This is a genomic window from Aequorivita sp. IT1282, assembly GCF_058068205.1.
The window spans coordinates 329,171-343,697 of the sequence record NZ_JBYRHR010000004.1 but is presented as its reverse complement, the minus strand read 5'-3'; the positions used below and the strand labels follow the sequence as shown (position 1 = coordinate 343,697).

At 35.7% G+C, this 14,527-nt stretch carries 15 protein-coding genes; 2 read left to right on the top strand and 13 right to left on the bottom strand.

Annotation, left to right across the window (positions count from 1 at the left end):
* Positions 1 to 53 precede the first annotated feature (53 nt).
* The 5 genes from yaaA to AC3RVG_RS10935 all read right to left on the bottom strand — a co-directional run bounded on the left by yaaA (position 54) and on the right by AC3RVG_RS10935 (position 5,357).
* Positions 54 to 815 (bottom strand): peroxide stress protein YaaA, encoded by a 762-nt coding sequence (gene yaaA / locus AC3RVG_RS10955; protein WP_489691501.1) that lies wholly within the window; start codon positions 813 to 815, stop codon positions 54 to 56.
* Between the two features lie 243 nt (positions 816 to 1,058).
* The gene (locus tag AC3RVG_RS10950; RefSeq protein WP_489691500.1) at positions 1,059 to 1,598 is read right to left on the bottom strand and encodes a DUF3124 domain-containing protein; all 540 of its coding nucleotides are present in this window, start codon (positions 1,596 to 1,598) and stop codon (positions 1,059 to 1,061) included.
* 32 nt (positions 1,599 to 1,630) lie between these two features.
* The gene (locus AC3RVG_RS10945; RefSeq protein WP_489691499.1) at positions 1,631 to 2,872 is read right to left on the bottom strand and encodes an alpha/beta hydrolase-fold protein; all 1,242 of its coding nucleotides are present in this window, start codon (positions 2,870 to 2,872) and stop codon (positions 1,631 to 1,633) included.
* Between the two features lie 221 nt (positions 2,873 to 3,093).
* The gene (locus tag AC3RVG_RS10940; protein WP_489691498.1) at positions 3,094 to 3,834 is read right to left on the bottom strand and encodes a putative signal transducing protein; all 741 of its coding nucleotides are present in this window, start codon (positions 3,832 to 3,834) and stop codon (positions 3,094 to 3,096) included.
* Positions 3,835 to 3,878: 44 nt separating this feature from the next.
* The gene (locus AC3RVG_RS10935; protein WP_489691497.1) at positions 3,879 to 5,357 is read right to left on the bottom strand and encodes a potassium/proton antiporter; all 1,479 of its coding nucleotides are present in this window, start codon (positions 5,355 to 5,357) and stop codon (positions 3,879 to 3,881) included.
* 146 nt (positions 5,358 to 5,503) lie between these two features.
* Here AC3RVG_RS10935 and AC3RVG_RS10930 point away from each other — a divergent pair, with 146 nt between their 5' ends.
* Both AC3RVG_RS10930 and AC3RVG_RS10925 read left to right on the top strand, forming a co-directional pair.
* Positions 5,504 to 6,298: a HipA family kinase gene (locus AC3RVG_RS10930; RefSeq protein WP_489691602.1), complete on the top strand. Its 795-nt coding sequence runs from the start codon at positions 5,504 to 5,506 to the stop codon at positions 6,296 to 6,298.
* The gene (locus AC3RVG_RS10925; RefSeq protein WP_489691496.1) at positions 6,276 to 6,659 is read left to right on the top strand and encodes a DUF3037 domain-containing protein; all 384 of its coding nucleotides are present in this window, start codon (positions 6,276 to 6,278) and stop codon (positions 6,657 to 6,659) included. Before AC3RVG_RS10930 ends, AC3RVG_RS10925 begins: the two co-directional genes overlap by 23 nt.
* 48 nt (positions 6,660 to 6,707) lie before the next feature.
* Here the strand turns inward: AC3RVG_RS10925 and AC3RVG_RS10920 are convergent, their stop codons facing one another.
* The 8 genes from AC3RVG_RS10920 to AC3RVG_RS10885 form a co-directional block, all read right to left on the bottom strand.
* Positions 6,708 to 7,085, bottom strand: a complete 378-nt coding sequence (locus AC3RVG_RS10920) for a PH domain-containing protein (RefSeq protein WP_489691495.1) — start codon at positions 7,083 to 7,085, stop codon at positions 6,708 to 6,710.
* Positions 7,086 to 7,140: 55 nt separating this feature from the next.
* On the bottom strand, positions 7,141 to 7,632 hold the full coding sequence (locus AC3RVG_RS10915; protein WP_489691494.1) for a DUF4251 domain-containing protein: 492 nt from the start codon (positions 7,630 to 7,632) through the stop codon (positions 7,141 to 7,143).
* 62 nt (positions 7,633 to 7,694) lie between these two features.
* Positions 7,695 to 8,405: a flavodoxin family protein gene (locus AC3RVG_RS10910; RefSeq protein WP_489691493.1), complete on the bottom strand. Its 711-nt coding sequence runs from the start codon at positions 8,403 to 8,405 to the stop codon at positions 7,695 to 7,697.
* Between the two features lie 104 nt (positions 8,406 to 8,509).
* A complete protein-coding gene (locus tag AC3RVG_RS10905; RefSeq protein WP_489691492.1) occupies positions 8,510 to 8,914 on the bottom strand; it encodes a DUF6789 family protein in 405 nt (134 codons plus the stop codon).
* Positions 8,915 to 8,920: 6 nt separating this feature from the next.
* Positions 8,921 to 9,511 (bottom strand): YceI family protein, encoded by a 591-nt coding sequence (locus AC3RVG_RS10900; protein WP_489691491.1) that lies wholly within the window; start codon positions 9,509 to 9,511, stop codon positions 8,921 to 8,923.
* 88 nt (positions 9,512 to 9,599) lie between these two features.
* Positions 9,600 to 10,139 (bottom strand): RNA polymerase sigma factor, encoded by a 540-nt coding sequence (locus AC3RVG_RS10895; protein WP_489691490.1) that lies wholly within the window; start codon positions 10,137 to 10,139, stop codon positions 9,600 to 9,602.
* Between the two features lie 225 nt (positions 10,140 to 10,364).
* A complete protein-coding gene (locus tag AC3RVG_RS10890) occupies positions 10,365 to 10,766 on the bottom strand; it encodes a response regulator (protein ID WP_489691489.1) in 402 nt (133 codons plus the stop codon).
* 139 nt (positions 10,767 to 10,905) lie between these two features.
* Positions 10,906 to 14,508, bottom strand: coding sequence for a PAS domain S-box protein (locus tag AC3RVG_RS10885; protein WP_489691488.1), 3,603 nt, complete (start codon positions 14,506 to 14,508; stop codon positions 10,906 to 10,908).
* Positions 14,509 to 14,527: the final 19 nt, after the last annotated feature.

Sequence of the window (14,527 nt, the reverse complement as noted above, 5' to 3'; positions counted from 1 at the left end):
TGTAGATTGACGATTTAGTTTTCAGTTTTCGTTTTCGATTTCGATATCATAAACTACCTTATAAAAACAGGCTCATTTTCCTTCTCGGTATATTCTTCGCTATAGTTGTAACCGTCATAGTCGAAAGCTTTCAATTCATCTAAAGATTTCACATTGTTATCAATAGCAAAACGCGCCATGCTGCCGCGTGCTTTTTTGGCGAAAAAGGAAATTATTTTTAACTCCCCATTTTTGAAATCTTTGAAAACTGGTGAAATTACTAGCACCTTCAATTTCTTTTCGTCAATGGCGCTAAAGTATTCTACACTGGCGAGATTTAAGAAAAGTTCGTCATCTTCCAATTCGTCATTCAATGTTTCTGTAAGTGTTTTTTTCCAAAAAGCATATAAATCTTTTTTGCGGTTTATAGAAATCTTAGTGCCCATTTCCAAACGGTAGGCTTGCATCAAATCTAACGGTCGCAATATTCCGTACATTCCAGAGAGAATACGGAGCATATCCTGCAAAAGATCAATCTTTTCCGACGGAATTGTATAGGCATCTAAACCTGTATAAACATCGCCAGCAAAGGCGTAAACCGCTGGGCGAGCGTTTTCTTTTGTGAAAGGTGTATTAAATTTTTTATATCGCTGATAATTAAGCTGTGCCAGTTTATCGCTAATGTCCATCAATTGCGCGACTGCCTTTTTGCTTTTACGTTCTAGCTTGTTGTTTATCATTTCGGCTTCTTCCAAAAATTTGGGTTGAGTGCCGCGACTAGTGGGAAGTTTGGATTCAAAATCCAGCGTTTTTGCTGGGGAAACTACTATTTTCATTTCAATTCTTTTTCTTCAAAAATAACGAAAACAAATTGATTGAAGATTTAAAATTTAAGATTCAAAATTGGTGCTTCAGCTTCACAAAGCAACCCAGTTAAGTTTTTCTATTTGAACTGTGAAATTGGGTGATTGTGAAGAAATCCTTTTGTTTTCTGTGGCTCTGTGGCAATTTCATCAAAAAGAGCGCAAAAAAAAAATGTAATCTGGCAAGATTTATAACATGAAAATTTTTAATTGAATTCACTCAATTCTTCTTCCCTGTGTAGTAAAACTCAATCCTTGCGAGCCGCGAAGCGAAGTCATAATTGCTTCAAAAAACGGTTCGGGAGTTGAGGCTTTTGTGGTCCATTCAAAAATAAAATTGGCGCCGCTACCACCGTGATTGTCTACTTCATCAATCACAATTTCCACAGTTTCTAATGGTTTTAAGTAGATTGGTTTTTTGAAATAATGACGAATCAACTCGCCGTTAGTATTGTAGTAATCTGCTTTGGCAATGTAAATTGTATCTGTAATGCTAACATTTCTAAGGCTCACCATCGCAGTTAAACTGTGCGATTTTTCCATCGAAAAACTGTAGATATTTGAGTAAATACTCAAATAAGTTGTTCCCTTTTGCAGCGAATCATTTATTGGCTGTATAGCTTTAGCATCTACATAATGGTCTTCCCAATGATTTGGATGGTACGAGCCTATTTCTTTGGGTTCTTGGCAGCCTCCAACTATTCCCAAGAGAAATAGAAAAATCGTTATTTGCGATATTTTGAACAGTTTCTTCACAGATTTTTTACTGAATTATTTTCACAATAAAACTACAGCTTTTTATTGATTTCTGCCTTTGTTTCCAGCAGTTCATTGATTTGCCACTGTCTTGCTTGCTGTTTATTTGCTAAGTTTAATGCTTTGTCTATGCTTTCATTTGATTCGGCTGAATTACCATTTGCCGCTTTTATTTTCGCCAAAACATTGTAACTATCAAAATTGTTTGGGTTAATCGCCAAAGCATCATTTAAAAGTTTTTCTGCTTCCTCGTATTTTTTATCGGCAACGAGCTTTCCTGCGCGATAAGTATTAAAAAGCACAAATGCATTTGGGTTTAATTCTTTTAAAGCCTCCTGCACTTTAGCCAATTCCTTTTCATTCTTTTGAAGCGTATAATGTGTGTAACCGATAACACTGAAAGGAATATTGAAAATACTGCCGTACCCTTTTTGCACTTCGGAATAATGATTTTCTAAGGCTTCGGCAGTTGTGAAGTATTCTTCCTTCACAAACCAATTTTTAAAAATATCAGTCAATGCCCATTTGTAGGTTGGAAGCCCTACGGAGTTGTGGTTTTCATTGGGAAATTCCTGATACGTTATGTTTTTCTCCTTTATATTTTTAGGCACTTTTTTCAGAAATTTATCCACACCCATTCCTTCTTCATTTGCCAAAGAAATAAAGAGATTTGCCGTAGTGTTTTCTGTTTTCCCCCAAGTGTTTTCCATTATACCTTCCATCGCGTTTTTTCCCCACCAAAGTGCAGGGCTAATGGCGATGTAATCGTTAAAAAGTTCGGGATGATTTATGGCAGTATTAATTACGAAAACCCCACCAATAGAATGGCCAGCTAAAATTTTATAATCGGCTGCTTTGTAGTGTTGGTTTACGTAGGGAATTAATTCCAATTTAATAAAATTTGCCATTTCTTCAGCGTTGCCGCTATCTTCTACGCCATCAACTTTGGGCTTACAATTTTTACGATATTCGTTGGTTCCTTTTCCTGAGATTGCGACCAAGATCATTTCGGGAATAAGTTCACTAATTGCACCTTGGAGTTCCAAAAAGCCAGCTACGTACTGGAAATTATAATCGCCGTCCAAAATATACAACACGGGATATTTTTGGTTAACAGCAGTATTATATGAAGGCGGAAAATATACTGAGAACTCACGGTCTTGCTCAAATATTTCTGAATGAAGTTTATCTCCTTTCCCTATAGAAATATCTTGAGCGAAAATTAGCATCGAGCAAAACAATGCCAGAAATAATAGAACTGTTTTAGTATTCATAATGTTTTAAAGATATGATTATTACAAACAAAATTTACTGGTTAATGTCAGACTTTTTGAATTCGTTTCGGCAATCAAAACAAAAATACGTTTTACTCAGAAATGGTAAAGGAAAACCTAATAGTAATATTGAAATCGCAAGCTTCCGTGCGGAATACTTGGGTTTAGAAACCTCTGTTGATTTACAAAAAGGACAACTAATCTGTCGCTTTTCAACTGAATTAATAGGCGCCATAACAATATATTTTTGTTTTTTCTGACAGCAGATGAAGTTCAGAATTCCCTATATCAATACTATAAATTCCTTCAAAAGTATGTTGTAAAGTATCCATTTGATAGATTACTAATTTGTTATTGTCCAGCATCCATTTTCCGTAAAACCTATCTGTATTGAATCCAGGAAAGCTAATAGTATTATCTCGTCTAAAACTTATTTTTTCTGCGCATCCGTAGTTAATTCTAACCATAGCGGCATCTATCGTTTTGGGTGCGTAGTCATTTTCTAAATAATTAATATGGCCTAAACACCAAGAAGCATCAGTCAAAAAATTATATTGAGTTTGTTCAGACGTTTCCTTATTAATAAAACCAATAGCGACAACACTAATTAGTAAAACCGCTGCAATAATACCCGAGGCTGCGATAAGCCGTGGTTCTAATTGCATCTTATTTAGCAGCGGAATATTTTTAGTGCGCTCTTCAACAGATTCCCAAAATTTTGACGTTTGAGGCACTTCTTCTTCTAAAAATCCGATTTCGATTAATATTCGTTTCGCTCTTTCGAAATCACTTTCTTTTACCTCCATTCGTATTCCACCTATTGCGTTGGAATAGAAATTATATACTTGCACCGTAAGCTCATCTTTTACGAAACATTCAATGTCTTCAGATTCCAGTTTCGCTCGTGCCACAGCCATTTCGGAAGGGTACGTAAAAGTAGCTATGGTTACAAAATTATCCATTTTATAAAATTGTTTAAAGACATTTTACGAGGAATTAGTAAGCGTTAAGTTGCCGAAAACTCCTTAATCTTTAAAGTTTTGAAGACCTTCTTAATTCCCTTTTTTGTTTCAGAAAGCACGATAAGTACATCGTCTGCATGAATAATTGTGCTACCGTTTGGCGTAATATATTTATCGTCTCTTTTTATCATTGCAATAATTGCAGTGCTCGGAAATTCGATATCCACAATTTTCATTCCTACCACTATGTTTCCATTATCTATGCCTATCTCCCGCATTTCTGTTTTGGGGTGCTCCTCAAGAAATTTTTCCGAAGGAGTCAATTTTTTCTCTTCGCTCGGAATACTCACTTTTAACCATTTGGCGACTACAGAAAGTGTAGTTCCCTGAATTAAAATAGAGGTAAGTGATATAAAAAATACAATATTGAAAATCATATTAGCCTTTTCAATTCCAGCCAATAATGGATAGGTTGCAAATACAATGGGCACAGCCCCACGTAAACCCACCCACGAAATATAAAACCGCCTGCGCAATTTCATTTTAAAGGGAATAAGGCTTATAAAAACCGCCGCCGGACGCGCAACAAAAATTAGAAACAACGAGATTACAAGTCCGATGCCAATAACAGGGACAATCTGTGAAGGAAAAACTAAAAGTCCTAAGGTTAAGAAGAGCACGATTTGCATTAACCACGCCAAACCATCATACATTTTGAGAATGGTTTTTTTATGAATTAGATATTGATTTCCTAAATATACGGCGCAGATGTATATGGCTAAAAAGCCATTTCCACCAAAGAAATCTGTTACTGAAAAGGTGATGAACATTAAGGCGATAACCAGCACTGGGTATAAACCTTCAAAATCTAACTTAATTTTGTTAATTATAATCTTGCTCAGCTTCCCAAAGCCAAAACCAGCGATGGTTCCAATTATCATCTGCTGAAAAAACAACGGAATCATAGTTACTAAACCTTTATCCTGATTAATTACCAACCCCAAAAAGGCAATAGTTAACACATAAGCCATTGGGTCGTTACTACCGCTTTCCATTTCTAAAGTAGGACGTAAATTAGAGCGAAGTGCAAGATTTTTGGAACGTAAAATAGAAAACACGGCGGCTGCGTCTGTTGATGAAACTATGCTTCCTAAGAGCAAACTTTCATAAATGGTAAAATCGGTAACATAAAACACAAAAGTTCCTAAACCAACAGCAGTAAGTAAAACCCCCAATGTTGAAAGCATAAAACCTTCTTTCATAATAGGCTTTACTGTTTTCCAGTTAGTATCAAGCCCGCCAGAAAAAAGAATAAAGTTTAATGAAATTATGCCAATTAATTGCGCGAGTTGTGGATCGTTAAAACTGATGCCGCCAATTCCATCTTCGCCGGCAAGCATTCCTATTCCCAAGAAAAGAACTAAGGTGGGAACGCCAAATTTATAGGAAGTTTTACCCGCAATTATGCTTATAAAAAGCAATAACGAACCAACAAGTAAAATGTTTTCAATGGTTAAATTCAATAATTTTCAGTTTAATGTTTCACAATTGAGCAAAATACGAATTTATATTATTAAAAATAGCGGCAATTCATTTTTTGGAAGCAAAAAAACATCTTTAAATATTTCGGGTATCATATTCACAAATAAACCTAATTTTGCAATCAATGATAACCAACAAAATAGAACTCCGTACTGTAAACGTTACGCGTTACATTACCCCACTGCGGGAAGGAGGTTCCTTACCTGCTTTGGCCGAAGCGGATGACGATTTTAAATATGTTTTAAAATTTCGCGGTGCAGGTCATGGCGTAAAAGCATTGATTGCAGAATTGCTGGGTGGCGAGATTGCACGAACTTTAGGACTGAGAGTGCCCGAACTTGTTTTCGCAAACTTGGACGAAGCTTTCGGACGTAGTGAAGGTGATGAAGAAATACAGGATCTTTTAAAAGGTAGCCAAGGTCTTAACCTCGCTCTCCATTTTCTTTCGGGAGCGCTAACTTTTGATCCGATAGTTACTCAAGTTGAAGAAAAACTGGCCTCCAAAATTGTCTGGCTCGATGCGTTTACTACCAACATTGATCGTACGGTGAAAAACACAAATATGCTTATTTGGCATAAAGAACTTTGGCTTATTGATCACGGCGCCACTTTCTATTTTCATCACGCATGGGACAATTGGGAAAAAACAGCTATTAGTCCATTTATTTATATAAAAGATCACGTGCTGCTGCCACAAGCATCTTTAGTTGAAGAAATAAATGATGAAATGATTGCTTTGCTTCCAGATGAAAAGCTTCGGGAAATTACAAACCTCATCCCCGCAGATTGGTTAAACTGGGAAGGTTCAGAAATGAAAGCCGAAGAAATAAGCGAAGTGTATTTTCAGTTTTTAGTAAAGCGTAGAAATAATGCAAACAACTTTGTAAAACAGATTCAGGATGCCCGGGAAACACTTGTATGAATATGCGGTAATACGTTTGGTGCCACGTGTAGAACGCGAGGAATTCCTGAATGTGGGTATCATTCTTTTTAGCAAAGGAGCTAAATATTTGAACTGTAAATACCAAATAGACACAGAAAAACTAAAGTTATTTTCTTGCGAATTGGAAGAAACAGATTTTAATCAAAACCTAAACGCTTTCCAGAAAATTTGCTCTGGGTCAAAAGAAGGTGGTCTTGTGGCACAATGGGAAATCCCTGATCGCTTCAGATGGCTTACGGCACAACGCAGTTCGTCACTTCAAACGTCGCGCCCTCACAATGGATTTAGCGACGATTTAGACAAAACTTTAGAGCGACTCTTTACGGAATTGGTGCTTTAAAAAGTTTAGGAGTTTAAAGGCTTAGAGATTGAGATTTACCGGGAAATGCTACAATACCTTTCCTGCCAAATATTTCTGCACTTCATAGATATCTATGCTTTTATTGAATTTTTTACTTACCGTTGGCAAGTCTTCACTTGAAATCCAAATTTTTAGTTCGGCATCCAAGTCGAAAGTACCAGCGGTTTCCAACGAAAATCTTGAAATGTGCTTATAAGGCAAACATTTATATTCGGCTTTGCTGCCTGTTATTCCCTGCACGTCTATTAAAATTAGGCGTTTATTCGTGAACATAAATACATCTCGAAAAAGTTTGAAACCAAGTTCAACTACTTCGCCCTCAATTAAAAGTCGACCGTATTTTTCGTTTAATTTTTCAGCAGAAACCTCACTGGAGTTTCCTAATATTTTGTTGAATAGACTCATTGAAATAGTATAAAAGTTATGAAACTGAAGATATCTTTAAGTTAAACATTGAATATTATTTAACTTCACCCTGATAATTCACAGTATCTCGATTATTGGTATTAATAGAAAGTGTTGCAAAACCAGAGTCGCTTACTGTTAGCAGAAGCGTATAGGTATCGTTTTCATTTTTCACTGTAGCCTTTACTTCATAGCCCCTTTTCATTTCCGCAATGGTAAAATCTTCCGGCGCTCCTTTAAAGCGCATTCCTTTATCTTTTCCCGAAATCATAGCGCTATATGCGCGCCCATAAAACGGCATATTGCTGATAATCATTTCTGGCGAAAAGGTTACGGAATAACTACTACCCACTAAATTTTTTGGCGGTTGCCCCAACGGATACATGGTGTTTGCTACAAATTCAAAGTTTTTTGAATTCAACAAAATAGCCATCCTACTTTGGTCTGTTTTAGTGGCTAGTTGTGCTTTAGCGATTTTATCTTGCGCAGTTACGCCACCAAGAATAAAACAAAACAACGCTGCAAATAATATATTTCGTGTTTTCATAATTCATATTTTTCACAGAAGAAATCAAGCACTATGCCGAAATATTAAGAAAACCGATACTCTTAACGATATTCCGGGTTTTCAAAATTCCAGCGGGTGCCGTCGTCCCAAGCTTTTCGTGAATTACCATAAGCTGGATAACCACCTTGCTCTTTCAGCATTTTTGCCAAATGAAGCAAATTGTAAGTCATAAAGGTAGTATTCCTATTAGTGAAACCGTTATTCTTGGCATTGCTTTCTTCATCCAAATAACTCGGACCTGGCCCAGCTTCGCCTATCCAACCACAGTCTGCTTGCGGCGGAATACTGTAGCCCACATGTTGCATGGCATACAAAATACCCATTGAACAATGTTTTATTCCATCTTCATTACCCGTAATGATACAACCCCCTACTTTTCCGTAGAAATAATATTGTCCTTTTTCATTTTGCAAACTACTCATTGCGTAAAGACGTTCAATTAATTTTGTAGCAACCGAAGATTTTTCTCCCAACCAAATTGGGCTACCGATAATTAATATATCTGCTTCATCTACTTTTTTCCAAATTTCAGGCCAAGCATCTTCTTTCGCGCCATGCTCGGTCATATCTGGATATACTCCGTATGCAACGGGATGATCCACAAGGCGAATGTTTTCAAAAGAAACCCCTTCGGCTTCCAGAATATTTTGCGAAACATTCATTAATCCTTGCGTATGGCTAGTTTGCGGAGATTGCTTTAATGTGCAGTTAATGTAAAGAACTTTTAGTTTTGTAAAATCTGGTTTTCCCATAATATGTTGTGTTTGTTAAAACAAAACTATCATAAGTTCTGCTTTCTATAAATTATTTTAGACAAGCTTAACTTCTGACAATTCTGTTTACTAGTTAGTTATAATTATTTACGAGCAGTAAAAGCCACTCCCAATCCAAATACAAGGTGGCCAATTAATGTTGCCATCAATAGCATTACCATAGATCCTTCGCCTGGAGCCGCGCCCATAATTGTCATCATAATTTTCGCAAAAACAAATGCCAAAAAGCCAAATAGCAACCCAGATATTAAGGTATTTGCAATTTTTACTTTAGGATTAAATAGATAGACATAAACAAATGCATATACAATCCCTATCATAAAATGCATTATCCAGCCCACAAATAAGGGCATTCCTAACATTCCCGCTACCATTGCAGGAGGCGACATTTTTGGCATCCCCATATAAGGAGCCATTAAAATTACAATAGACATTACTATGGTACCAACGATACCCGCTACAATTGACTTAGATATATTTGATTTCATAATTGATTATCTTTTTTGATTTAACTCCATTGGAATATTGATTTGCACCTCATCGCCAACAACCATTGTTGTAGACCAGCTGCCCGTGCCCACTTTGTAATCTGTTCTATTAATGGTAGTGTTAAGTAACAACCCCATAATCATGGTTCCTTTCATCATTGGGTGCTCCATTTGCCCTGTGATTTTAAAAGGCAAAGAAACCTTTTTGGTCACACCTCTAATTGTTAAATCGCCGTGTGCGAGGAATTCATTTATTGATGTTGACTCCAGCTTTGTTGAAGAAAACGTTATTTCTGGATAGGTTTCGGCATCAAAGAAATCTGGAGATTGTAAATGTTTGTCTCTTTTTGCATTTTCAGTATTAACACTATGTGTTTTAACAGTGAAGCTTAATTTCCCATCAGCAATATTCTTAGGGTCTATCTGAAATTTGCCGTCAAAATCGGTGAAATTACCTTTAACTTCAGAAAAGAAGTGATTGATTGAAAAGTTGACCGAAGTGTGATCTTTGTCCAGCATCCACATACTGGAATCTTGCGCCTGCGCGGTGAAAGAAAATAAAATTGTCGCGAAAAAAGCGAATAATAGGGTTTTCATTTTTGATATCATCTGTAGTATATTTATTTGTTTATACTTATTAATACCAATAACTTCATAATATCACCCGTTGCATTAAATTATTTTTTCAATCTCTTTCTTGCTCCTTGATTTTTCGTATTTGGCTTATGCATTTATGTTTTTGATTTACGGCATTATGCCTTGTGGTATAACCGTATTCTGTCTGTATTTCGGCTAGTTCTTTACCGTTGTAAAAAAGATCGTTAATTAATCTACTGCAATGGTCAGTTATTTTCAACATATAACCTTTCATTTTATCTGCATAGGTTTTTTCTCGTTCTATATCAAGATTAATTTCTTCGAAAAGAGTATTATCGTGCATATTTTCGAACGCAATTTCGCGACCTGCATTTCTCAGTTTTTTAAACCAAATATTCTTACTTATTGCCACAACGTAGGTTTTTATTGAAGCAGTTAATACAAAATTATCCAACCGCAACTTTTCAACTAAAACAAGCATTGTATCTTGAAAAACATCATCGGCATCTGCTGTACTGCCGTTATTTTTCAGAACGAAATACTTTACAGTATCGAAGTGGTTTTTATAAAGAGTGCCAAAAGCAAAATTATTTTCGCCTTTTAAGTCGTCTAATAAAGAGTCTTTCATCGTTAAAATGTCGCTGGAATTACTATAAAATTACATTAAATAAAGTGATTTCTTATTGAATGTTTATAATCAAAGACTATAGGTTTTGGAAAACCTTCAACTAATTGAGGAGTAAACAGAAAGCTTAAGAAGTGAGTAAAGGAATTGAATTTGTTATTGCCTAAAGTAATTTACATTACCAAAACTGAAGTAACTAAAATAGACGGCGAGACAGCTATGAAAATACTACGCTTCATCAAAAAGGCCGCTTACCATTTTTGTAGATAGTGGTTTAGACAATAAATCTTTTACGTGCGGAATTGCATCAGCTTTTTCTAAGTCTTTTTGCTCAATAGAAGAAGTAAGTACATAAATAATAAACTGTTGCCGTATGTGCTGGGAAAAGTTATTGAAAATCTCTAAAAAATCCCAACCAGTAAAAACGGGCATATTGATATCAAGAAAAAGCATTGTCGGGGTACTTAATGTAGTATCTACATAATCTTCCTTTATAAATTGAAGGGCATCCTCAGGACTCACAAAAGTTTTAATCTCTGTAATGGGAGAAAATCTACGCAAAGAAAACTCGCAAATCATATTACTGGTTCGATCATCATCGACCACTATAAAACGTTCAGGTAATTTCATCGTTGACTTTTTAAACACGCAACGGTATTAGCGCATTCAATAATGGTTAGTATTATGCCTATCGGCATTCATATAGCTAAATATACTTAATTGTAGTAGTCACCCAAGTGCTTACTAAACATTTAACACTACGCAAATGTTATTTTCTATAATCAAATTCAATTGTAAATATAGCTCCTTTATTTACCTCGCTGGTTACCGAAATTTTTCCGCCCAATGTTTCTACTTGTGTTTTAACCATATACAAGCCCATTCCCTTTCCTTCAGTATCAGAATGAAATCTTTTGTAGAGCCCAAATATTTGTTCGCCTTCCTTCACTAAGTCAATACCCATTCCATTGTCTTTGAAAATTATGAACAGTTTATTTTTACTTATGTGCGAACTTATTTCAATAACTGGAATAAGCTCAGGCTGGCGATATTTAATACTATTCGAAATAAGGTTGTAAAATATACTCTGCATATAACTTTTAATAGTATTAAAAGTATCTGCAGCAGAAAAATCTGTTATAATCGTTACTTCTTCTTTCTGAATAAGATCGCTAATGCTCAGCTCGATATTGTTCGCCAACTCTGAGAGTATAACCTCTTCTTTGCGCTCAGTAATTTCCGTTTTTGTTTGAAGAATAGTGTTAAGATCGGCAATTACATTTTCAAGTCGATTAGCATCAGAACTTAGCGCTTCGCCCAGCATCAGTTTTACTTCTGCACTATGGGCTTCGTCTTTCAATTCTTCAGTTATACCAATAATATTTGCTACCGGCGAACGAAGGTTGTGCGAGATGATATAAGAAAATTGCTCAAGATCTTTATTGCGCTGTATAATGTCCGATATCATTTTAAGGCGTTCACTTTCTGCCTTTTTTTCTTTTGTCAAGTCTCTCATAATACCATAAACGTACAATGGGTTTCCAGAGCTATCAAATTCAAACTTCCATTCTGAGGATGCATAGCCCAATTCGCCATTTTGCCTAATAAAACGAAAATGAAATGATGAATCTTCCTGCATGGCGATAGCTTCATTCATAGTATTTGTGGCACGATCTCTATCTTCGGGATGTATAAATTTCAAAAATGAATCGCGAGATGGTTCTATATCTTCACTTATTCCTAAGATTCTATAAAACTCGTCGGACCAACTATATTGATTGGTAGCTACATCCAGTTCCCAACTTCCTACTTGGGCTATAAGTTGTGCTACATTTAACTTTGCTTCGCTTCGTAATACTTTATCTGCCGCATTTTTATGTTCAGTAATATCCTGAAAACTACCGTATATTTTGCTGCATTTTCCATTTGTAAAAACTGCTTCGCCAATGGTACGAACCCATTTCAGGTTTCCCTTAAAGGTGGTGAATTGTAGCTCCTCATCCCAAGGAATTCCGTTATCCATGCATTGCTGTACACGCTGCGTTATAATTTTATTATGTTCGCCCTCAGTAAAAAGACCCATGCCTGTTGAAAGATCTGGGATAAAATCAGGTCCTGCTTCACGAATTTCCTTTGTTATATCCGACCAAAATACGGTCCCTTCAGCAACATCAATCTCCCAGCTTCCAATTCTCGCAAGCCTGTTCGACTTTTCTAAAAGGTCTTCTAAATGTTTCTTTTCAGTAATATCTGAAACCATTCCCAGTGACCCTCTAAAAATTGCCTCATCGTCAAAAATAGGATTGGCAGACATTTTAGTGAGAACATTTTTTCCGTTTTTAGATATAAAGGTATATTCAAGATTTTCAGCTATTCCCTGTTTCCTTCGCTCCAAGGCAATCAAAGCATTAACCTTTCCTTCCTCATTCATAAAATGAAAATTCTCCTTACCTAGCATTTCTTCTTCCGTGTATTCAAGAATCTCGCACATCTTTTTGTTTACAAAAGTTGTTCTACTATATTCGTCGAGCAGCCATATACCCTCCTGCGCAGTTTCTAGAATTTGACGGTATTTATTCTCGCTTTTTTCAATATTTTTCCTCGACACCACTTGTTCGGTAGTATCGTTTATAAAAAAGAAAACACCTTCTATATTACCCTCAGTATTTCTATAGGCTTGGAAAACGAAGTCTATATATAGTTCGGTAATTTTACCATTTCCTTCTTTATCTATTTTAATCATTATCTCAGCGCCAGTGTGCGATTCGCCGGTCTGATAAACATGGTCTAACATGTCAATAAATCCTTGCTCAATTATTTCTGGAAACACATCTGCAATGTTTTTCCCTATCACATCTATTTTGCCTGTCAACTGTAAATAATTGGGGTTAACCATTTCAAAAACATGGTTTACGCCTTTTAACATACCAATTGCTGAGGGTGCTTTTAAGAAAATATTGTAAAACTGGTCCCTCTCATTTTCAATGATTTTCTCAAATTTCTTTTTTTCTGTTACATCCTTTGCTACGCAATACATTAACCCATGTTCTTCATCATAATTAACAGACCATAACAGCGGGACTACTCTACCGCTTTTGTGCAAATATCTATTTTCAAAACCAGGGGTATTAATGGCGTTAAAAATATTTTTAAATACATTATACGTGACATCGACATCCTTATCGTAAACAAAATTTATAAATTTTAAACCTATTAGTTCTTCAGGGCTATAACCTAGAACATTTTGCGACGCCTTATTTACATTAACAAACTCGCCATCTGCATTGATTGTACAAATAAGGTCTAAAGAAGAATGTAATATTTTATTGAGTTCAGAAAGTGTTTTTTTCAACTCAACCGAAGTATTTCTGAGGTTATTTTCGGCAATCTTTCTTTCTGTAAATTCTTTGAAAGAAAGACAAATCCCCGTTATTGCTTCTAGGTTATAAACAGGAGAAATTGTAAAATTAAACCACGAATCGCCATAAACATTATCGAAAATCACAGTTTCACCTGACAAAACTTTTGCGAAATACGATCTGTAGGCCTGCTTGCGAGAATTTGGCAGGAAATCGAAGGAGTTTTTTCCCGCGCTTAACGTTTCCTTTGAAATGTTATAAATAGTATTTTTAGCATTATTATTAAATTCAATAATAACACCTTTTGTATCCGTTAAAATAAATCCTTCTGAAGTACTATTAACAATGGCTTGTAGATTTGCCTCCGTTGTCTGCAAAGCTTCTACCCTTATCTTCTTTATTCTCAGCCTTTCTAAAATATCCAGCGCATTCGAAAGATCTGCTGTTGCTTCCTCTAGAAGTTGAATTTCTTCCGTTGTGAAAAAATTTAATTCAGATGCATATAAATTAAATGTGCCTATTACAGCACCCTGTTTTTTTAATGGCAATACTATATATGAACCGGAATCCATTTTAGCGGCTGCAGCACTATAATCTGGTATTTGTAACTTACATTCGTCAGAATTACAAACAAAGGTTTTGCCAGTATGCAACGCCTGACTTTGTGAATCTTTATATTGAAAAAATGCATCTGTGGAACTTACAGTAGCATCGGGATTTAAACCGGCTTGCTCAACAAGGTTTATTTGCCCAGTAGTTGAATCTATCATTCCAATCCAAGCAACTTTGAAATTCCCTGCTTCAATGGAAATGTTGCAGGCTTTTTTAAGAAATTCTTGTTCGTCAGAAGAATGAGCGATTGCTCGGTTTATTTGACTAATGAAAGTATATAAACGTGTTAGGCGATGAATTTTAAGTGTTCCGAAATTAAGTTCACTTTCGTTGAGATTTCTCTCATATATGTCCAGATCCTTGTCACTAACCATTCGGGAAATTTTTTCCTCTCTTTTCATTTTACCGTACATCAATTAA

Excerpts from the sequence above, each read along its gene's own strand:
- yaaA (WP_489691501.1), bottom strand. The coding sequence starts at position 815 with ATGAAAATAGTAGTTTCCCCAGCAAAAACGCTGGATTTTGAATCCAAA.
- AC3RVG_RS10945 (WP_489691499.1), bottom strand. The coding sequence starts at position 2,872 with ATGAATACTAAAACAGTTCTATTATTTCTGGCATTGTTTTGCTCGATG.
- AC3RVG_RS10940 (WP_489691498.1), bottom strand. The coding sequence starts at position 3,834 with ATGGATAATTTTGTAACCATAGCTACTTTTACGTACCCTTCCGAAATG.
- AC3RVG_RS10925 (WP_489691496.1), top strand. The coding sequence starts at position 6,276 with ATGCCCGGGAAACACTTGTATGAATATGCGGTAATACGTTTGGTGCCA.
- AC3RVG_RS10920 (WP_489691495.1), bottom strand. The coding sequence starts at position 7,085 with ATGAGTCTATTCAACAAAATATTAGGAAACTCCAGTGAGGTTTCTGCT.
- AC3RVG_RS10915 (WP_489691494.1), bottom strand. The coding sequence starts at position 7,632 with ATGAAAACACGAAATATATTATTTGCAGCGTTGTTTTGTTTTATTCTT.
- AC3RVG_RS10910 (WP_489691493.1), bottom strand. The coding sequence starts at position 8,405 with ATGGGAAAACCAGATTTTACAAAACTAAAAGTTCTTTACATTAACTGC.
- AC3RVG_RS10905 (WP_489691492.1), bottom strand. The coding sequence starts at position 8,914 with ATGAAATCAAATATATCTAAGTCAATTGTAGCGGGTATCGTTGGTACC.
- AC3RVG_RS10900 (WP_489691491.1), bottom strand. The coding sequence starts at position 9,511 with ATGAAAACCCTATTATTCGCTTTTTTCGCGACAATTTTATTTTCTTTC.
- AC3RVG_RS10895 (WP_489691490.1), bottom strand. The coding sequence starts at position 10,139 with ATGAAAGACTCTTTATTAGACGACTTAAAAGGCGAAAATAATTTTGCT.
- AC3RVG_RS10890 (WP_489691489.1), bottom strand. The coding sequence starts at position 10,766 with ATGAAATTACCTGAACGTTTTATAGTGGTCGATGATGATCGAACCAGT.
- AC3RVG_RS10885 (WP_489691488.1), bottom strand. The coding sequence starts at position 14,508 with ATGAAAAGAGAGGAAAAAATTTCCCGAATGGTTAGTGACAAGGATCTG.